General features: G+C 71.6%; 19 protein-coding genes and 1 riboswitch. Of the genes, 4 read left to right on the top strand and 15 right to left on the bottom strand.

What is annotated here, in order from left to right; genetic code table 11:
- Positions 1 to 14: 14 nt before the first annotated feature.
- The 7 genes from zwf to JM949_RS11950 form a co-directional block, all read right to left on the bottom strand.
- Positions 15 to 1,394, bottom strand: coding sequence for a glucose-6-phosphate dehydrogenase (zwf, locus tag JM949_RS11980; RefSeq protein WP_203148480.1), 1,380 nt, complete (start codon positions 1,392 to 1,394; stop codon positions 15 to 17).
- A gap of 246 nt (positions 1,395 to 1,640) precedes the next feature.
- Positions 1,641 to 2,090, bottom strand: a complete 450-nt coding sequence (locus JM949_RS11975) for a hypothetical protein (RefSeq protein WP_203148478.1) — start codon at positions 2,088 to 2,090, stop codon at positions 1,641 to 1,643.
- Positions 2,091 to 2,101: 11 nt separating this feature from the next.
- Positions 2,102 to 2,605 (bottom strand): EndoU domain-containing protein, encoded by a 504-nt coding sequence (locus JM949_RS11970; protein WP_309232122.1) that lies wholly within the window; start codon positions 2,603 to 2,605, stop codon positions 2,102 to 2,104.
- Between the two features lie 3 nt (positions 2,606 to 2,608).
- Positions 2,609 to 3,070, bottom strand: a complete 462-nt coding sequence (locus JM949_RS11965; RefSeq protein ID WP_238433012.1) for a WXG100-like domain-containing protein — start codon at positions 3,068 to 3,070, stop codon at positions 2,609 to 2,611.
- Between the two features lie 34 nt (positions 3,071 to 3,104).
- The gene (locus JM949_RS11960; RefSeq protein WP_309232121.1) at positions 3,105 to 3,437 is read right to left on the bottom strand and encodes a WXG100 family type VII secretion target; all 333 of its coding nucleotides are present in this window, start codon (positions 3,435 to 3,437) and stop codon (positions 3,105 to 3,107) included.
- Positions 3,434 to 3,850, bottom strand: a complete 417-nt coding sequence (locus JM949_RS11955) for a YbaB/EbfC family DNA-binding protein (protein ID WP_203148476.1) — start codon at positions 3,848 to 3,850, stop codon at positions 3,434 to 3,436. The genes JM949_RS11960 and JM949_RS11955 overlap by 4 nt, the downstream gene beginning before the upstream one ends.
- A 120-nt stretch (positions 3,851 to 3,970) precedes the next feature.
- Complete coding sequence (locus JM949_RS11950; RefSeq protein ID WP_203148475.1) at positions 3,971 to 4,777, bottom strand: PhzF family phenazine biosynthesis protein; 807 nt, start codon at positions 4,775 to 4,777, stop codon at positions 3,971 to 3,973.
- A 199-nt stretch (positions 4,778 to 4,976) separates the two neighbouring features.
- On the opposite strand from JM949_RS11950, the gene JM949_RS11945 reads away from it, so the two are divergent.
- Positions 4,977 to 5,771, top strand: a complete 795-nt coding sequence (locus JM949_RS11945; protein WP_203148474.1) for an alpha/beta fold hydrolase — start codon at positions 4,977 to 4,979, stop codon at positions 5,769 to 5,771.
- A 47-nt stretch (positions 5,772 to 5,818) separates the two neighbouring features.
- On the opposite strand, the gene JM949_RS11940 is transcribed toward JM949_RS11945, so the two are convergent.
- Entirely contained in the window at positions 5,819 to 6,424 is a 606-nt protein-coding gene (locus tag JM949_RS11940; protein ID WP_203148473.1) for a hypothetical protein, read from the bottom strand.
- Positions 6,425 to 6,648: 224 nt separating this feature from the next.
- Here JM949_RS11940 and JM949_RS11935 point away from each other — a divergent pair, with 224 nt between their 5' ends.
- A complete protein-coding gene (locus tag JM949_RS11935) occupies positions 6,649 to 7,662 on the top strand; it encodes a tyrosine-type recombinase/integrase (RefSeq protein ID WP_203148472.1) in 1,014 nt (337 codons plus the stop codon).
- Here JM949_RS11935 and JM949_RS36890 read toward each other — a convergent pair whose 3' ends face one another.
- From JM949_RS36890 to JM949_RS11920, 3 genes are all read right to left on the bottom strand, one after another.
- The gene (locus JM949_RS36890) at positions 7,663 to 8,025 is read right to left on the bottom strand and encodes a fasciclin domain-containing protein (protein WP_238433014.1); all 363 of its coding nucleotides are present in this window, start codon (positions 8,023 to 8,025) and stop codon (positions 7,663 to 7,665) included.
- Complete coding sequence (locus JM949_RS38785; protein ID WP_305070590.1) at positions 7,938 to 10,529, bottom strand: M14 family zinc carboxypeptidase; 2,592 nt, start codon at positions 10,527 to 10,529, stop codon at positions 7,938 to 7,940. Before JM949_RS38785 ends, JM949_RS36890 begins: the two co-directional genes overlap by 88 nt.
- Before the next feature lie 190 nt (positions 10,530 to 10,719).
- Positions 10,720 to 11,499 (bottom strand): endonuclease/exonuclease/phosphatase family protein, encoded by a 780-nt coding sequence (locus JM949_RS11920; protein ID WP_203148469.1) that lies wholly within the window; start codon positions 11,497 to 11,499, stop codon positions 10,720 to 10,722.
- Positions 11,500 to 11,679: 180 nt separating this feature from the next.
- Here JM949_RS11920 and JM949_RS11915 point away from each other — a divergent pair, with 180 nt between their 5' ends.
- Entirely contained in the window at positions 11,680 to 12,450 is a 771-nt protein-coding gene (locus JM949_RS11915; protein WP_309232120.1) for a sulfite exporter TauE/SafE family protein, read from the top strand.
- Here the strand turns inward: JM949_RS11915 and def are convergent.
- Both def and JM949_RS11905 read right to left on the bottom strand, forming a co-directional pair.
- Positions 12,447 to 12,956 (bottom strand): peptide deformylase, encoded by a 510-nt coding sequence (def, locus tag JM949_RS11910; RefSeq protein ID WP_203148467.1) that lies wholly within the window; start codon positions 12,954 to 12,956, stop codon positions 12,447 to 12,449. The two genes, JM949_RS11915 and def, sit on opposite strands and share 4 nt — an antisense overlap.
- Before the next feature lie 31 nt (positions 12,957 to 12,987).
- The gene (locus tag JM949_RS11905; RefSeq protein ID WP_203148465.1) at positions 12,988 to 14,181 is read right to left on the bottom strand and encodes a chorismate-binding protein; all 1,194 of its coding nucleotides are present in this window, start codon (positions 14,179 to 14,181) and stop codon (positions 12,988 to 12,990) included.
- 123 nt (positions 14,182 to 14,304) lie between these two features.
- Here JM949_RS11905 and JM949_RS11900 point away from each other — a divergent pair, with 123 nt between their 5' ends.
- A complete protein-coding gene (locus tag JM949_RS11900; protein ID WP_089000314.1) occupies positions 14,305 to 14,505 on the top strand; it encodes a DUF5999 family protein in 201 nt (66 codons plus the stop codon).
- Between the two features lie 97 nt (positions 14,506 to 14,602).
- Here the strand turns inward: JM949_RS11900 and gcvP are convergent, their stop codons facing one another.
- A complete protein-coding gene (gene gcvP / locus JM949_RS11895) occupies positions 14,603 to 17,425 on the bottom strand; it encodes an aminomethyl-transferring glycine dehydrogenase (RefSeq protein ID WP_203148463.1) in 2,823 nt (940 codons plus the stop codon).
- A gap of 72 nt (positions 17,426 to 17,497) precedes the next feature.
- A riboswitch (glycine riboswitch) is annotated at positions 17,498 to 17,596 on the bottom strand.
- A gap of 64 nt (positions 17,597 to 17,660) precedes the next feature.
- The gene (locus tag JM949_RS11890) at positions 17,661 to 18,518 is read right to left on the bottom strand and encodes an NAD-dependent protein deacetylase (RefSeq protein ID WP_203148461.1); all 858 of its coding nucleotides are present in this window, start codon (positions 18,516 to 18,518) and stop codon (positions 17,661 to 17,663) included.
- Positions 18,519 to 18,550: the final 32 nt, after the last annotated feature.

Below are 18,550 nucleotides of genomic sequence, written 5' to 3'. Positions count from 1 at the left end.
AACCTCCCGCCCGGCTACCGCAGATCGGGGGTGTGCCAGCCGCCGGCCAACGCATCCGCGTCCGCCGGACCCCAACTGCCCCTGTCGTACGACTGCACCGGGGTCGGCAGATCCAGGATCGGCTCGACGATGCGCCACTCCTGCTCGATCGTCTCCTCCCGGGCGAACCGCAGGTGCTGCCCATCCATCGCGTCGTCCAGCAACCGCTCGTACGCCTCCTGACGCCGCCCCAGCGCCGCACCGAAGTCAACGGACAGATCCACCGGACGGCTCGCCACCTCAGCCCCCGGGCTCTTCGCCTGGATCGACATCGTGATGCCGTCACCGCGACCGAGCCGGAACCGCAGCAGGTTCGCGGCGGTCGCCGTGCCCCGCTCCGCCGGAATCAGCGACCGCTGCGGCTGCTTGAACTCGACCACCACCTCCGTCGCCGTCCCCGGCAACGACTTACCCGTGCGCAGATAGAACGGCACCCCCGCCCAACGGGGAGAGTCGACAGTCAACCGGGTCGCGACGAACGTCTCCGTGTTCGAGCCCGGCGCGACACCCGGCTCGTCCCGGTAGCCCGCGTACTGCCCCCGCACTGTCGACTCCGGCGACAGCGGCGCGATCTGCCGCAACACCGAAACCTCCGCCTCACGGAACGCGGCGGTGTCCTCGCCGTCGGGCGCCTCCATCGCGACCAGCGCGACGACCTGCAGGATGTGGTTCTGCAACACGTCCCGGGTGGCGCCCACCGTGTCGTAGAAGCCGGCGCGACCCTGCGTGCCGAAACCCTCCGCCAGGGTCACCTGGATGTTGTCGATGTGCTCGTTGTTCCACAGTGGCTCGAACAACCGGTTGGCGAACCGGAAGGCGTAGAGACCCTCCACGGCCTCCTTGCCGAGATAATGGTCGATGCGGAACACCCGCTCCGGCGCGAACGCCGCCCGCAGCGTGCGATCCAACTCCCGGGACGACTCCAGGTCACGCCCGAACGGCTTCTCCACGATCACCCGACCCCGGTCGGCCAGACCCACGGCCGCGAGCCCCTCGACGACGGAACCGAACACCGCCGGAGGAATCGCCAGGTAGAAGACCGGCCGCTGGGCACCCCGCAGCCGCTCGGCCAGCCGCTCGTACGTGGTTCGGTCCGCGTAGTTACCGGAGATCATCGCGAGGTTGCCCGCCAACCGGTCGAAGACCTCGTCGTCGACCTCGTCGTTCGCCTCGGCAACCGACTTACGGGCCATGGTGACCAACTGCTGATCATCCCAGGGGGAGCGGGCCACACCGATCACCGGAACATCGAGGCGATCACGCCGGGTCAACTCGTACAGCGCCGGGAACAGCTTCTTCGAGACGAGGTCACCGGTGACACCGAACAGCACTACCGCATCTGAGCGCATGTGCATGGCACTTCCATTCGATCATGATCCTGATCTTCCGAACGGAGAACCGCGCGACCCGCCCCGGGCATTCCCTGACGAGCGGCGCACGTGAGGTCGGCGACAGCGACGGCGCTTACCTTGAAGAAGGGTTACGGTCCAGATGTGACGCAGGTAACGTCCGGCCCAACGTGATCGAATAACTTCGATCATCATAAGGCCCAGAACCCCGACGCTCCACCCCGTCCCACCACCGCCGCCCCCACGAACGGCTCAGAAAAGCCTGCCCCGGTACGGATGCGCGCGACCCCACACCTTCTCCCAGAGCAACACCTCGGCCTCCGGCAGCGGCAACTCCGGGGAGTACTCCCGGAACGCACCCGGCGTCTCCGGAATGGCAGCCAGGAACCGCCAGTAGTCCTCCAACACCTGCCGCAGCTCGTCGAGCGAATACGCCCCCTGCTCACTGTCCGCGAAGTGATTACGGAACCGGATCCCGGACGCGTCGATCACCACGTCGTAGCTCGCACTGGTCCACGGCTCCACCGGCCGCCCGGCCGCCGCGTCGTCCACCATCGCCAACCCGTCGAGGACTACCCCGGCATGCTTGCCGATCTCGCTCATCGCCCACGCCCCCAGCGGACGGTAACGGTCGTAGCGGGCCGGGTCGACGTCGAAGCGCACGCCACCGCTGTCGGCGAGGAAGAACCTGATGAGGGGCAAGGATATCTCCGTCAGAGCGTCGGCCAACCGTTGCCGAGAGTGCCGTTGGGACCATACCAGCCCTCAATTCGCACACCCCGGTAGAAGCCTTCCCACATGTTCGAACCAGGGATCGCGGTAGCCCGCTGAAACGCCGTGGGGATGGCCGCGTCCACCTGGGCCGGCGTCCAGTGGTCCGGAAAGAACGTGCTCACCCCACCGTTGCCGCCCTTGGGCAACCACCGACCGGTGACCGGATCGAAGTATTCCGGACGCGCGGAGTACGGCCCGTTCGGCCTCGGCTGGTTGATCGAACCGGGCACGATCCGACGGTCCGGAAAATCCTGACCGCCGGGACGGTAGTGATAACCCGAGCCGTACGGGTGGTTCGGGTTGTTCGCCGGCCGCCGCACGTCACCACGGAACACATGACTGCGACGCTCGTGGTCCAACCGACCCGGGCGCTGCCGCCGCCTCGCCTTCTTCAGGTAACGGAACGCCGCCGAGATGAGCTTGCCACTCGACCGCCCCGCCACCGCCTACGCCTCCAGCAGCGTGAACAGCACCTCTTGGAAGAGGTTGTTCACCACCGTGCGGGCGAGCTGCTGGAAAATCGGAATCTCCAGCAGGGTCGCGCCGAACGTCGCCGCCGCCGTCGCGACGGCCTGCGCGATCTGGATCGCCAGAATCACCAACTGGACGATCACCGCGATCTTCAACGCCAACACGATCATGGCGCAGATCACCAGACCGGTGCCGGTCAGCGTGGCCGCGGGCACCCCGTCCCGGATGCTCGCGACCGGGCCCTCCTCATTGCCCCACCACCGCTGAAAAGCGCTGATGTCGGCGCCGCTGTTACCCGCCCAGACCGGGGCCGCACCGGCATTGGCCGAACCGACGATCGAGCCGAGAGTGCCCGCGAAGGACATCCACGCCTGACCCATCTCGGCAAGCTTCTGCTCGTCCGCCTCCGGCCAGTTGAAACCCAGGATGCCGAGCAACGAGCGCAACTCGTCGGGGAGCTGGAGACCCACGTCAACCCTCGAAACCCTGCTGCAGCGCCTGGAACGACCCGCGGATCCGCTCCTCCACCTCCCGGTAGGTCGACGCCATCGCGCCCAGGTCCACCCCGGCCGCGCCGATCTCGTCGACCGCCGTGCCGAAACAGTCGAACGCGAACTCCGCGACCGCCTCGTGCGCCGCCCCGATCAACGACCCGATGTCGTCACCACCCCACGGCTGCCCGAACCCCGCCAACTCCTGCTGGAACGCCGCAAGCGCCTGCCCGAACTCGGCAGCGACCCGCTCCAACCCCGACCCGGACGACGCCAACGCATCAGGATCGACCTGGATGCCCGGACCGGTCACCGCCCACCACCCGCCCGCTGGGCGAGCATCTCCTGCGCCTGCACCAACTGGTTGGTGAACGCCGACAACTGCCGGCCGGTGCGCTCCTGGATCTCCCGAAGCCGCTCACCGAGCCCGCCCAGCTCCGCCCCACCGGCAGGAACGCCGGCGTTGGCCTGAAGGTCGGCCAACGACGCGTTCACCGCCACGGTCAGCTCCTCAGCCAGCGCCTGACTGCTCAACCGCATCACCCGGGGATCGAGAGTGATCTCGGTGACCCGCCCGGGCGGCGCCGTGCGAACCAGGACCATCCCGTCGGCGGCGCTGCCCGCACCGCTCGGCGGCTCACCCGAACCCTGCTGCAACTCCTCAAGCGCCGCCATCGTGTCGGACAGCAGCTTGCCGAGACCGGACGGATCGACAGGGCTGGTCACGTCGCGCCCCCTTCACATCGACCGACGTCAAAAAGCCTAGACGAGCCCGTCAATGCGCCGCAGCCCCGACACCCAGCGTGACGACCCGCCCCGCACCGGGAATCGACGACGCCGGTCGGCTCACCAGCCGGCGACGTCGACAGTGGTCGCGGCCCCCACCAGCACCCGCCGGCCACCGACACCCGGACGAACCGAAGCGGTGATGGTCGACGGCGCACCGACGGCGTCTCCCATCTCGACGGTCAACTCGCCGCGCCCGGCACCCGCCAGGCGAACGGCCAGGCAGGCGGTGCTGTTCACGTTGGCGATGTCCTCGAAGACCCCGATCGACGGCGCGAACATGCGAGCCACCACCCGACCGGAGCTGGTGGGCGTCGAGTAGACGTAGCAGCCGAGCAACCCCAACCGGTCACACACCAGGCGAAGCCTGCCGCCGTCGGGGGAGAGGGCGGCGACCGCGCCCGCAGTGCCGACCGGCACCAGCAGCCGAGCCCGGCCCAGCGAACCCACACCCACCCCGGCAGAGAGAAGACCCGGGGCGACACCGAGCGCGTCCACGACAGGCCCGACCTCCGCCGAGGTCGCGTCGCGTACGGCCACCGGTCCCGGGTCGAACGCGGCGTGGATCCGGTCACCGTCGCGGACCGCCCGACCGACGAAGGTACGCCCCGACACCCGCAACCTGAACTCGTGCTCCGCACCGTGCCGTCGCGCGGCCAGAAACGCCACCGCGGCCATCGTCCCGTGCCCGCACGCCGGCAGTTCCCCAGTGGCGGTGAAGAACCGCAGATCCACCACCTGGTCAGCCACCGCCCGCCGCACGAACACCGCATGCGAGGTGCCCATCCGCACCGGCACCCGACGCCGGTCGTCGTCCGTGCACCCGCCGAGCCTTGGCGACGTGGGGGAGCCCGGCAGCGCCGCCACGTCGTCGGACGTGGGGGAGCCGGACTCATCGACGACAGCCGTGGGGCTGCCGCCGTGTCCATCCCGAAGGCACGTCCGGACGACGGTGACCGCACCCGCGCCCTCGGACGCCGCCGTCGCCGCCGGTCATCGCGACGCCGACCCGGCCGTGAAAAGTTGTTGTCCGGTGCCATCACCATCACCCCAGGAGGAATCAACGATGAGCCTGGCGTTCGACCGATCAGCGGGAGACGGACCCGAGGTGGTCTGCCTGCCCATGTTCAGCATGACCCGGGTCGCCACGGCCGCCGCCTTCGGCCCGGCCTTCGCCGGCACCGACGCGCGCCCGACCTACCTGGACCTGCCCGGCCACGGCGACAGCCCAGCGACCGGCCCCGCCACCTCCCAGGCGGTGCTGGAGAGCGTGTGCGGATGGCTCGACCACCATGCCCAAGCGCCGGTCCTGCTCGCGGGCGCCTCCTACGGCGCGTACCTGGCCGCCGGCATCGCACGCCAACGACCGGAACTCGTCCGCGGCCTGCTGCTCGTCTGTCCCGGAATCACCATCGCCCACGACAGCAGGGACCTGCCCGACGCCCCGCCGCTCGACGCGCCCACCGGCTGGCTCGACGCCGCGCCCGACGCGCTGCGCGCGCACCTCGACGCCGCCGTGGGCCACCGCACCCCGGGCGTCGTCGCGACGGTGCTGGCGGCACTGGGCTCCGGCGGTGCCGGCGACGCGACGTTTCAGGAGGAGCTGCGGACCGGTCCCGGCTACGCGTTGCCCGACGAGAACGTCGACGTCGTCTTCGACGGCCCGGTCAGCGTCATCACCGGTCGACAGGACGGGATCGTCGGCTACGCCGACCAGTTTCGCGCCATGCGCCGTTACCCGCGCGGCACCTACAGCGTGCTCGACGGGGCCGGACACTACCTGCCGTTCGAACAGCCCGCGTTGCTGCGATCGCTGACCCAGGACTGGCTGCTCCGGGCGCGGATGACCGCGATTCGATAATGCACATTATGTAAAGTAGAGCGATTCGGCGGTCCCCTCGACGGCGCTCAGTCCCGCGTCCGACCGGGTGGGCAGGCATCCTCGTCCGGCGTGACGGGGCGGGCGTTGACCAGCGGGTTGCGCCGCAGCCGGGCGACCACGTCGGCGCTGGCGCCGATGTCGGTCCAGGTGTCGTCCCACAGCGCGGAGACGAGCCAGCAGCGATCGGCCGGGAAGAACAGATCCGGCAGCGGACCGTCGCCGCGCATGTGACCGGTCCGCCAGGTCAGGGCCTGTTCGGGGCCGGCTTCGACCAGCACGTAGGGCCAGTCCCAGTAGAGGCACACCCGCGGGGCGCGCGGGAAGACGACGTCGTGCGCGCCGGTGTCGAGGTAACCCAGCCACCAGGGCTGCTCCGGGGTGCACGCCACCAGCTCGTCCAGCACGGCGCGTTCGTGCGCGTCGACGCTGACGCCGTCCGGTGGGTGGAAGGTGGCGTACGCGTCGAACACCGGTGGGATCGCGGTGGTGATCGAGACGCCCGCTGTGGTCTGGCCGGCGATCCAGGCCACCTCGCTGGCGGCGCCGATCCGCCAGCTCCGCCCGTCCTTGCTCACCTGCCGGAGCGCCGGCAACCCACTCGGGTCGCGGTGCCCGGGATCGGGCTGTCGCATGCCCCGCACGACTGCCTCCGGACCAGCGTCATCTCCTCCGACACCGATTCGCCGGCACGTGGACCAGGCGGTCCTTCCCACCAGCGACTACACACGCGTCGACGCGAGGCGACCTTGGACAGTTACCGTTCGGGGCTGAGATCGGGTGGTGTCGACGCACGTGGCGATGGTCTCCCCCTCTCCCGCGCTTCCCCGGAATCCGAAAATGCTGCATAATATCCCTTATGCATCACAAACAGGACGAATCGCTCAGGGCGTTGATCGAGGAGTTCCTGACCGCCCGGGCCACCCGCAAGCCCTCCCCGCACACCCTGGCGGCATACCGGAGGGATCTGCACGCGGTGGCCGCCCTGGTCGCGGATGATCCCACCACTCCCCTCCCCCTGGAGTCGCTGTCGATCACCGACCTCTCCCCCCGGGTGATGCGGGCGGCCTTCGCCCGGTTCGCCGCCCCCCGGGCGCCCGCGTCGGTGCACCGCGCCTGGTCCACCTGGAACAGCTTCTTCACGTTCCTGGTCGCCGACGGGATCGTGGCCGGCAACCCGATGCCGGCGGTGGGGCGACCCCGGGCGCTCCTCCCCCAGCCGAAGCCGTTGCGCGGCGCGGACACCCCCGAGGTGCTGCTCGCGTCCGCCGCCCGCGACGAGGGTCGGCAGCGCGACCCGTGGCCGGAGCGGGACGTGGCGGTGTTGGCGGTGGCGCTCTGCGCCGGTCTGCGTCTGTCGGAGTTGCTGGCGCTGCGGGTCGACTCGTTGGGCGGTCGGCCCGGTGAGCGGCGGCTCGAGGTGGTGGGCAAGGGCGGCCGGCCCCGGGTGGTGCCGATCGAGGCGGATCTGGACCGGGTCCTGGTGGACTACCTGGACAGTCGGGTGCGGCGCTTCGGTTCCCGGTCGGTGCGCCCGGACTCGGCGTTGCTGGTGGATCGGCGCGGCGAGCCGTTGCGTCGGGGTGGGCTGCAGTATCTCGTCGAGTCGTGTTACCGGCGGGCGGGCATCGGTGACCGGGTGCCGCGTGGGGCGCGGTTGCACGCGCTGCGGCACACCTTCGCCACCCGGTTGGCCGAGGACGGCGCGAGCGCGGCGGAGATCATGCGGTTGCTGGGGCACGCGTCGTTGGCGTCGTCGCAGACGTACATCGAGGTGACGGTCGGGCAGCAGCGCGACGCGGTGCGGGCCAACCGCACCAACCGGGCGCTGGCCGCGCTCGTGCCGGCCGAGCGGGAGGCGGCGGCGCGGTGATCAGTGGGCCCGGTGGTCGCTGTCGTTGGCGGTGGTGGGCAGTGGGCCGAGGACCGCGTTGATGATGTGGATGCGGGCGTTGGTGGCCTGGTAGTCGGCGCAGACGGCGTCGGCGCGGTCGGCCAGGCGGACGGTGGGGCCGGTGCGGGTGACGGCGACGGTGGTGCCGTCGAGGGTGGTGGCGGTGCCGGCGTTCACCAGGTCGCCGATCGGGTGGGCCCCCGTGATCAGGTGCGCCTTGAGCAGGGTGCGTAGCTCGTCGGCGTGGTGGGTCATCAGCTCGTCCCAGTTGTCCTCGGAGAACTTGGCGGCGAAGGCGTCGTCGGAGGGCGCCAGGATGGTGACGCCGGTGCCGGTGGGCAGGTCGGTGAGGACGTCGCTGGTGCGCAGGGCCGCCTCGAAGGTGGTGAGGGTGGGGATCCACCGGAGTGCCTGGTCGGCGGGTTGGCCGGCGAGGAAGGTCGGGTTTCCGGGTTCGGTGCCGGTGGGCAGGGCGGCGCAGAGCGGCCCGGTGAGCTGGGGTGCGGTGGCTGCTGGTGCGTCCGCGTGGGGGGCGGCGGTGCAGGCGGTGAGTGCCAGCAGCAGGGCCGGTGCGAGCAGACGCGCGTAGCGGGGCCGGGGGTGTCGCGGTCGGGTGCCGTTCGGGGTGGCGGGATGCGACACGGCAGTCTCCACGGGTCGGGCTTGGCGGGGTGGGTCGTGCCGGCGGCGCGGGCAGGATGCGCGCGCCGCCGGCACGGTGGTTCGGCTAGCTGATGGTCACAGTGCCGCGCACTGGTTGCTGCGCGGTCGTGCACGGTGTTGGCGACGCCGAGGTTGATCGGTGCGGGGTTGTTGCCGGTGCAGCTGAGCGGGCCTCGGATGGTGTTGCCGGCCAGCAGGGCCGCGTCGGTGCCGGTGGTGTTCGCGGACAGGTCGACCGGGCCGGCGATGGTGACGTCGATGATGGAGATCGCGTCGGTGGTGTTGGCGATCCGGACCGGGCCGTTGACGGTGCCGTCGGCGAGGAGGACGCCGGCGGCGCCGGTGGCGTTGACCGGTCCGCTGATGGTCGTTCCGTTCGCGACGAGTGCCGCGCCCGTCCGGACGGTGACCGGGCCGTTGATGGTGGCGTCGGCGGCGCAGGTGAAGCCGGAGACGACCAGTGGTCCGTTGCGTCGGCCGGTGAGGGTCGGGTAGATGCGTTCGCCGTCGGTCAGCTTCTCCACGCCCTTGGTGTCGAGCAGCAGCGGGATGAGGCCGCGCTCGGGCTGGTTGAGGGGGACGTAGTAGCCGTCGCTGGTCTTGATGACCTTCCAGCCGTGTGCGGCGATGCGCTGCGCGACGGTGGTGCCGACGCCGCCGGGTCCGTCGGTGCGGGCGCCGTTGTACTGCTCTGCGGTGAGTTTGTAGGCGCAGGGCGCGTTGTCGAGGATGAGGTCGGCGGGGGGCGCATCGAGCGGCGGCGGGCTGTCGCCGGGGTGCGGCGCCGGGTGGGCGGGGATGGGTCGGGAGCCGCGGAAGACGAGCCGGCCGGTGTTGGCGGCCTGGATCTCGATGGCCTCGGCGCGGGCGGTGAGGATGTCGCCGCGCTCGGCGCGGTGGTAGTCGAGGAACTGGTTGAAGGTCCACAGGGCGGAGTAGGTCTTGCGGCGCCGGTTGTTGGCGGTGTTGCCCTCGTCGGGGCGGGTCTGGCCGCCGGAGCTGCGCAGTTCCAGCAGGGAGTTGGCGACGTTCTTGAGGCCGAGGGTGTTGCGCAGGATGGTTTCCTCGCTGAGGCCGACGTTGCCGCCGCCTTCGCAGCCGTAGGGGCAGGCCCACCAGCCGGCTTCGGCGCCCTTGGTGTACATGTGGTTTTCGATCATGTCTTGGGACTGGTCGAAGATGGGTTGCGCGACGTTCTGGTGGCGCGGTGGCAGCATGGGCAGGTCACCGGCGCGGGAGTTGCCGAATTCGTGGCCGTCGTAGCCGGCGACGGGTCGGTAGTCGCGGACCATTCTGATGTACGCGGCGGTCTCGGGTTGGCGGATCAGGGAGTAGTCGCGGTTGAGGTCCTGGCCGGTGGAGTTGCCCCGGGTGTTGGCGGCGCGGCCGTCTCCGTTGATGGTGGGGACGATCAGGACGGTGGTGTGGCTGAGCAGGTCGGTGACGCGGGGGTCGGTGCTGAAGGCGAGTTGCCGGGCCATGATGAGGCAGGCTTCGCGGTCGCCGGGTTCGTTGCCGTGCACGTTGCAGTTGATGGCCACCGGGGCGGTGGCGGCGACGGCTGCGGGGGTGGCCGGCGGGGTGGGGTGGCCGATGACGAGCATGTTGATGGGCCGGTTCTGGACGGTGCGGCCGAGTTCGACGACGCGGACGCGGTCGCTGAGGGCGTCGACGGCGGCGGTGTAGGCGTACTCGTCGGTGTCGCTGGTGTACTGCGCGGCGCGGGTGGTCTCCCATTGGGTGCGCAGGTTCTCGCCGGGGGTGTCGGGGTTGCCCCAGGGTGCGGTGGTGGTGGCGGTGACCGGGTCGGAGTAGGGCTGTTCGGTGCTGCCGGTGCGGGCGCGTACCCGCCATTGGAAGGTGTCGCCGGGGTTGAAGCCGGCGTCGGCGAAGGTGGGTGCCTCTTGGTTGATCTGGCGGTTGGGGCGCCAGATGCCGACGATGGTGGGTGCGCCGGTGGGGGTGTTGTCGGCGGCGACGGGGGTGCGTTCGATCTGGTAGTCGGTGGCGCCGTCGACGGGTTGCCAGGCGAGGGTGGCGTAGCCGTCGGCTTGGCGGACGGTGAGGGCGGTGACCTGGTCGGGTGGCGCGGCGCGTTGGGCGCTGACGGGGGTGGGTGCCGTGGTGAGGGTGACGGCGATGACTGTGGACACGGCGATGAGGGTGGGTCGCTGACGTCTCATGTGGCCTCCGACGAGTTGATCGTGGCGCGTTTCGACCAGCATGATCGTCGGGGTTCATCGATGCAACGATCTTGAGGGAATCTTGCGCCTTGGCGCCGGGCTGCCCCCGGTGCCTGTTCACCCGGTGCTCAGCGGGCGGGCGCGGGGCTGGCGTGCGCTCGTACCCCGGGGCGCGGTGGCCCGACGGTCGTCAGCCGAGGTCGACCAGCAGGGGTCGGTGGTCGGAGATGGTGGACAGCGGGGCGGTGACGGCGCGCACCGGTGGTAGCTGGGCGAGGGCGTGCCGGTCGGCGAGGATGTGGTCGAGTTGGACGCGGGGCTGCCCGGAGGGGTAGGTGGGGTGCCGGCCCAGGGGTTGCCAACCGGAGACGAGCCGGGCCGCGCCGGCGGGCAGGTTGAGGTCGCCGAGCAGGACGCGGGGGGCGGGTAGCGCGCGCAGGGCGCGGACGGTCTGGCGGAGTTGGCGGGCGTTCCAGCCGGGCACGAAGGACAGGTGGGTCGCGGCGACGGTGAGCGGGCCGTGCGGGGTGTCCAGGACGGCGGCGAGGACGACGCGGGGTTCGTCGTGCAGCAGGATGAGGCCGCCGCGGGGGCCGGGCACGTAGACCGGTGAGCGCACGGGTGCCGGTTTGAGTCGGGTGACGTGCCAGCTGCGCACGGGGTGTCGGCTGATCAGCCCGATGCCGTAGCAGGGTTCGCCGTGGCCGTCGTCGTCGTGGCGCAGCGGGCGGAACTGTCCGCCGGGGGTGCCGACGACGGCGGCGGCGAAGCGGTGCTGGGGTGCGTCGAGGGCGCGGGCGGCGACGGCGGTGAGGTCGAGGTTGCCGCTGCGGCGTTGGTCGCGGTCGACCTCCTGCAGGGCGAGCACGTCGGCGTCGAGGGCGCTGATGGCGGCGGCGAGTCGGTCGGGGTCGACGAGCCCGTCGGTGAGGGACCGTCCGTGCAGCACGTTGAAGGTGGCCAGGCGCACTCCTGCACCATACGTCCCCGTGGCATGGTTGCCGGGTGGTGAAGGTGTTGCTCTGCTCGGTGCTGGTGTTCGTGATGGTCGGCGCGTTGGGGGTGTGGTTGCGGCGTACCCGGGGTCGGTGAGGTGAGGCTGGCCACTGGAGGGCCCGGTCCCCTCCCCTGGTGGGCAGAATTGCGGCTCGTGGACGCCGTATCGCTGACGACTTTGCTGGCCTCCGCGGCGATGGCCGGGTGGGTGGACGCCGTGGTCGGTGGTGGCGGGTTGTTGCTGCTGCCGGCGTTGCTGGTGGCCGCCCCGGGGTTGCCGGTGGCCACCGCGTTGGGCACGAACAAGTTGGCCGCGATCTTCGGTACGGCCACGGCGGCGGCGACGTACACCCGTCGGACGAAGGTCGACTGGCGGGTGGCGGGGCCGGCGGCGGGGTTGGCGGTGCTCAGCGCGGGGGTGGGTGCGGTGCTCGCCGGTTCGGTGCCGGCGTCGGCGTACCGGCCGGTGGTGTTGGTGGTCCTGGTGGCGGTGGCGGTGTTCGTGCTGCTGCGTCCCCGGCTGGGGGTGGTGGCCGTGCCGCAGCGGCGGACCCCGGTGCGGGTGGCGGTGGTGATCGCGGTGGCCGGGGTGGGCATCGCCCTCTACGACGGGTTGATCGGGCCGGGCACCGGCACGTTCCTGGTGTTGGCGTTCACCGCACTGGTGGGTGCGGATTTCGTGCACGGCTCGGCGATGGCGAAGGTCGTCAACGCGGGGACGAACCTGGGTGCGCTGGTGGTGTTCGGGGTGACCGGGCACGTGTGGTGGCTGCTCGGCGCGGCGATGGCGGTGTGCAACATCGTCGGTGCGGTGCTGGGGGCGCGGATGGCGTTGCGCCGGGGTTCCGGGTTCGTGCGGGTGGTGCTGCTGGTGGTGGTGCTGGCGTTGGTGGCGAAGCTGGGTTACGACCAGTGGGTGGGTTAGCCGCGGCGGCTGGGTGAGTCGAAGCGCCCGGCGCGGATCTCCCGCAGGGCGCGGCGGCGGGTGTCGCCGCGCAGGGTGTCGACGTAGAGCCGGCCCTTGAGGTGGTCGGTCTCGTGTTGCAGGGCGCGGGCGAGGAAACCGGTGCCGGCGATGGTCAGTGGCTCGCCGTGCTGGTCGACGCCGTGTGCGGTGGCGTGCATCGCCCGCACGGTCGGGAAGTACAGCCCGGGGATGGACAGGCAGCCCTCCTCGTCGTCCTGGAGTTCGTCGGACAGCTCGAGGGTGGGGTTGATCAGGTGGCCGCGGTGCCCGTCGGCGTCGTAGACGAACACCTGGGCGCTGACGCCGATCTGCGGTGCGGCGACGCCGGCGCGGCCGGGGGCGCCGAGCAGGGTGTCCATCAGGTCGGTGACCAGGGCGCGCAGCTCGGCGTCGAAGGTGGTGACCGGGTCACACTCGGTGCGTAGGACGGGGTCGCCGATGATCCGGATGGGCCGCATGGTCATGCTGGTCAGCGTATCGCCGGTGGCGGTGGGATCAACGCCCGGCCAGGGTGGCGCGGACCGGGGCGGTTTTCGCGGCGGCTTCGGCGACCTCGGCGTCGGGGTCGCTGTCGGTGGTGATCCCCCCGCCGGCCCAGGTGTGCAGCCGTTGACCGTCGGCGGCGGCGGTGCGGATGGTCAGGCCGAGGTCGAGGCGGCCGGGGGCGACCCAGCCCAGGGCGCCCATGCTGGCGCCGCGGCCGACGGGTTCCAGGGCGCTGATCTGGGCCAGGGCGGCGAGTTTCGGCGCGCCGGTGACGGAGCCGCCGGGGCAGGTGGCGCGGAGCAGGTCGGCGAGGCCGAGGCCGTCGGCGGCGGCGGCGCGGACGGTCGACTCGGCCTGCCAGAGGTCGCACCAGCGGCGGACGGTGAACAGGTCGTCGACGGTGACGGTGCCGGTGCGGGCGACGCGGGCCAGGTCGTTGCGTTCCAGGTCGACGATCATGATGTGTTCGGCGCGTTCCTTGGCGCTGGCGAGCAGTTCGGCGCGGCCGGCGGCGGTGGCCGGGCGGGTGCCCTTGATCGGGCGGGTGATGAGCTGCCCGTCGGTGACCTCGATGAGGGTTTCCGGGGAGGCGCAGCCGATGGCCCAGCCGTCGCCGGTGAGGACGCCGCCGTAGCGGGCGCCCGGGAGCGCGCCGAGTCGGCTCAGGGCGGGTAGCGGGTCGCCGGTGTAGGGGGCGGCGGCGTGGCCGACGAGGTTGCTCTGGTAGAGGTCGCCGCGACCGATGGCGGCGCGGACGCGGGTGACCGCGTCGGCGTGTTGGCGTGGTGTCCAGCTCTCGGTCCACGCGCCGAGCCACCAGGGTGTCGGTGGGCCGGGCGCGGTGCTGGCGGCGTTGCCGTGGTGGTAGACGACGACGGCGAGGTCGGGCAGGGTCGGCGCGGGTTCGGGGGCCCCGGTGGGGGCGCCGGCCAGGAGCGCCCCGGCGGCGGCGGAGAGGTAGAGCGCGGCGCCGCAGACCCCGGCGTCCTGGTGTCGGGGGGTGGGGCGGGTCAGGTCGTGCAGGGGTAGGCCGTGCGCGGCGAGGAACTCCTCGGCGAGGGCGGCGGGATCGCCGCCGTCGCTCAGGTGCCAGTGCAGGCGGGCGCGTTCGGTGAGCGTGCCCCGGCACGCGCCCGGGGCGGCGGGTGCGTCGACGAGCACCGATGGGAGCGTTTCCACGCCGTATGGTCCGACCTTCCTCATCCGTTCAGTGGATTTCCCGGTCACTCGGCGGACACCTGGTCGATGCTGGACACTTTCGCTTGGTACTGTGCGTCACTGGTCATGTGAACCATGACACAGGGCCCCCACAGTCCGGAGAACCCGATGTGCCAGCACCAACCGACCTGCCCCTCCGCTGAAGCCACCGACCGGGAAGCCGCCCGGGTCCTCGCCTGCTTCCCTGAGCAGGGCTGGAGCCTGCTCTGCAACGGTGTCATCGTCTTCGAGGACACCGGCGAACTGCTCCCCGACGGCAGCAGCATCGCACCGCACCGCGGCCCCGCCCGCCACGCCCTCGTGGCCTAACTGACCACTCAGCGTCACCGCGTCGCCGCCGTCGACCAGGTCAGGTCGCCGCGGCTGCCGGGGCGGCCTCTCACCGCCCGCCCCGGCGCGCCCGTCGTCAGTCCTCGAACGCCTCCGGCGACGGGCACGAGCAGACCAGGTTCCGGTCGCCGTACGCGCCGTCGATGCGCCGCACCGGCGGCCAGTACTTCCCCGCCCGGTCCACCCCGGCCGGGTATCCGCCCACCGACCGCGGGTACGCGTGCGGCCACTCGTCGGCGCTGAGCATCACCGCGGTGTGCGGCGCGTTCGCCAGGGGGTTGTCCCCCGCCGGCCACTGCCCCGAACCGACCTGCTCGATCTCCGCCCGGATCGCGATCATCGCGTCGCAGAACCGGTCCAGCTCGGCCAGGTCCTCGCTCTCGGTCGGCTCCACCATCAGGGTCCCCGCCACCGGGAACGACATCGTGGGCGCGTGGAAGCCGTAGTCGATCAAGCGCTTGGCCACGTCGTCGACGCTCACCCCGGTCGCCTTCGTCAACGGCCGCAGGTCGAGGATGCACTCGTGCGCCACCAGGCCCTTGTTGCCGGTGTACAGCACCGGGAAGTGCCCGCGCAGCCGCGCCGCCACGTAGTTCGCGGCGAGGACCGCCACACCGGTCGCCCGGGTCAGCCCCTCGGCGCCCATCATCCGCAGGTACGCCCACGGGATCGGCAGGATCCCCGCCGACCCGTACTTCGCCGCCGAGATCGCCGGCGTCGCGTCGGCGTGCGCGCCCAGCGGGTCACCGGGCAGGAACGGCGCCAGGTGCGCGCGCACCGCCACCGGACCCACCCCCGGGCCGCCGCCGCCGTGCGGGATGCAGAACGTCTTGTGCAGGTTCAGGTGTGACACGTCCGCGCCGAACTTGCCCGGCTTCGCGAACCCGACCAGGGCGTTGAGGTTCGCCCCGTCGACGTACACCTGCCCACCGGCGTCGTGGACCTTCGCGCACAGCGACGCGATGCCCGTCTCGTACACCCCGTGCGTCGACGGGTACGTCACCATGATCGCGGCGAGCGCGTCCCGATGCTTGTCGATCTTCGCGTCCAGGTCGACCAGGTCGACGTTGCCGTCGTCGTCGCAGGCCACCACGACGACCCGCATGCCGGCCATCACCGCCGACGCCGCGTTCGTGCCGTGCGCCGACGACGGGATCAGGCACACGTCGCGGTGCGTCTCACCCCGCGACGCGTGGTAGGAGCGGATCGCCAACAACCCGGCAAGCTCCCCCTGCGACCCCGCGTTGGGCTGCACACTGACCGCGTCGTAGCCGGTCACCTCGGCCAGCCACGACTCCAACTGGCCGATCATCTCCCGGTACCCGACGGTCTGGGAGTCCGGCGCGAACGGGTGGATGTTGGCGAACTCCGCCCAGCTGATCGGCTCCATCTCGGTGGTCGCGTTCAGCTTCATCGTGCACGACCCCAGCGGGATCATGCCCCGGTCCAGGGCGTAGTCGAAGTCCGACAACCGCCGCAGGTAGCGCAGCATCGCCGTCTCCGAGTGGTGGCTGCGGAACACCGGGTGGCTCAGGAAGTCACCGGTGCGGCGCAGACCGACCGGCAGGGCCGCGTCCACGTCGCCGTCGAAGGCGGGCACCCCGAACGCCGCCCACACCGCGCCCAGGTGCGCCCCGGTGGTCGTCTCGTCGCAGGACATCCCCACCCGGCCGGCGTCGACCAGCCGCAGGTTCACCCCCCGCTCGGCGGCCGCCGCGACGACCGCCGCCGCCCGCCCCGGCACCGACGCGGTCACGGTGTCGAAGAACGCGACGTCCGCGACGTCCACACCACCGGCGCGCAGCCCGGCCGCGAGCCGCGCCGCCATCGCGTGGGTACGCGTCGCGATGTCCCGCAACCCGTCCGGGCCGTGGTAGACGGCGTACATGCCGGCCATCACGGCCAGCAGCACCTGCGCGGTGCAGATGTTGCTGGTCGCCTTCTCCCGCCGGATGTGCTGCTCACGGGTCTGCAACGCCAACCGGTAGGCCGGGTTGCCGTCGGCGTCGCGCGACACCCCGACCAGCCGCCCGGGCAGCATCCGCTCCAGGCCCGCGCGCACCGCCAGGTAACCGGCGTGCGGTCCACCGAAGCCCATGGGTACGCCGAACCGCTGCGTGGTGCCGGCGGCGATGTCGACGCCGATCTCCCCCGGCGCGCGCAGCAGCGTCAACCCCAGCAGGTCCGCCGCGACGGTGACCAGGGCCCCGACGGCGTGCGCCGCCTCGACCAGGCCCGCGTGGTCACGCACCGCCCCGGACGCCCCCGGGTACTGCAGGTGCAGGCCGAAAAACTCCGCCGGCAACTCGTCGCGCTCGACGTCGACGACCCGCACGTCGATGCCGAGCGGCACCGCCCGACTGGTGATCACCGCGATGGTCTGCGGCAACGCGTCGGCGTCGACGACGTACACCCGGCTCTTGCTCTTGGACGCCCGCCGCGCCAGGGTCATCGCCTCCGCCGCCGCGGTGCCCTCGTCGAGCATGGAGGCGTTCGCGGTGGCCAACCCGGTCAGGTCGGTGACCATGGTCTGGAAGTTCAGCAGCGCCTCCAGCCGGCCCTGACTGATCTCCGGCTGGTACGGCGTGTACGCCGTGTACCAGGCCGGGTCTTCGAGGACGTTACGACGGATCACCGCCGGGGTGTGCGTGCCGTGGTAACCCAACCCGATCATCGACACCGCGACGGTGTTACGCGCCGCGAGGGCCCGTAGCTCGGCGATCGTCTCGGCCTCGGTCGCCGGGTCCGGCAGGTCGAGGGTGCCGTGCCAGCGGATCACCTCGGGGATCGCGGCGTCCATCAGCTCGTCGATCGAGTCGTGCCCGACGACCTCCAGCATCCGACGCTCATCGTCGGGACCGGGACCGATGTGACGGGTGGCGAACTGCTCTACGGTCATGGGGGCGCTCCCGGGACGAGGTCGACGTGTCGGCCTCCCCCTCTGTCGCACCCGCGGGGGCGCTCCACAGTGCCTGCCCACGAGGTCCTTTTGCCTGAGAGGTTCCGGGGAGGATTTGCCCCTTCGGCGCCGCCCTGCCTGCTCTCGGGCGGTCTCTCCCACGTGGGTGTTACCGGCGTGCTCAACGCTACCAGCGTCGGTGTTTCCGGCAGATGTCCTACCCCCGCGCCACCTGTCACACCCCCGCCGGGGCAGCCGCCACCGCGCCGCCGGCGACCCGGGCCGCCAACTGGGGCAACAGCGCCCCCAACGGCGCGTCGACGCGCACCGTGGCGTGGCCGTCACCCCGGGTCGGCCCCTGGTTGACGATCGCGACCGGGATGCCCCGTTTCGCCGCCCGGATCACGAACCGGCGCCCGGACATCACCGTCAACGACGACCCGAGAACCACCAACGACCGGGCCGCCTCCACCGCGGCGAAGCAGCGCGCCACCCGCTGCGCCGGCACCGTCTCACCGAAGAAAACCACGTCCGGTTTCAACATCCCGGTGCCGCAGATCCCGCAGTCCACCGGCCGGAACGCCGCCACCTGCTCGTCGGGGAGATCAACATCACCGTCCGGGTTCACCGCGGCGACCTGGGCCACGAAGTCCGGGTTGGCCTCGCGCAACCGCCGGTCCAGCTCCTCCCGGGAGGTCAGGTTGCCGCAGTCCAGGCAGGTCACCTCGTCCAGGCGACCATGCAACTCGATCACCGACGGGCTGCCGGCCGCCCCGTGCAGACCGTCGACGTTCTGCGTGATCACCGCGTCGACCAGGCCGGCGTCCTGTAGGCCGGCCACCGCCCGGTGCCCGGCGTTGGGCGCCGCACCGGCGATCAGCCGCCACCCCAGGTGGCTGCGCGCCCAGTAGCGTCGCCGCGCGAGCGGATCCCGGGTGAACGCCTGGAAGGTCATCGGCGTGTGCCGCCGGGCCACCCCGCTGGGCCCCCGGTAGTCCGGGATACCCGACTCGGTGGACAGGCCGGCGCCGCTGAGCACCACCACCCCACCGGCGGCCACCAGCGAGGTCAACACGTCGAGGCTCTGCGTCACCCCTCCATGCTGCCTCACCCCACCCGCCGCCG

Source organism: Micromonospora tarensis, from assembly GCF_016803395.1.
GTDB classification, from domain to species: domain Bacteria; phylum Actinomycetota; class Actinomycetes; order Mycobacteriales; family Micromonosporaceae; genus Micromonospora; species Micromonospora tarensis.
The sequence above is the reverse complement of the archived record's forward strand: the minus strand, read 5'-3'. Positions and strand labels throughout refer to the sequence as shown.

Coding starts and splice junctions, on each gene's coding strand:
- zwf (WP_203148480.1), bottom strand. CDS start 1,394: ATGCACATGCGCTCAGATGCGGTAGTGCTGTTCGGTGTCACCGGTGAC.
- JM949_RS11945 (WP_203148474.1), top strand. CDS start 4,977: ATGAGCCTGGCGTTCGACCGATCAGCGGGAGACGGACCCGAGGTGGTC.
- JM949_RS11940 (WP_203148473.1), bottom strand. CDS start 6,424: ATGCGACAGCCCGATCCCGGGCACCGCGACCCGAGTGGGTTGCCGGCG.
- JM949_RS11935 (WP_203148472.1), top strand. CDS start 6,649: ATGCATCACAAACAGGACGAATCGCTCAGGGCGTTGATCGAGGAGTTC.
- JM949_RS38785 (WP_305070590.1), bottom strand. CDS start 10,529: ATGAGACGTCAGCGACCCACCCTCATCGCCGTGTCCACAGTCATCGCC.
- def (WP_203148467.1), bottom strand. CDS start 12,956: ATGACCATGCGGCCCATCCGGATCATCGGCGACCCCGTCCTACGCACC.
- JM949_RS11905 (WP_203148465.1), bottom strand. CDS start 14,181: ATGAGGAAGGTCGGACCATACGGCGTGGAAACGCTCCCATCGGTGCTC.
- JM949_RS11900 (WP_089000314.1), top strand. CDS start 14,305: ATGTGCCAGCACCAACCGACCTGCCCCTCCGCTGAAGCCACCGACCGG.
- gcvP (WP_203148463.1), bottom strand. CDS start 17,425: ATGACCGTAGAGCAGTTCGCCACCCGTCACATCGGTCCCGGTCCCGAC.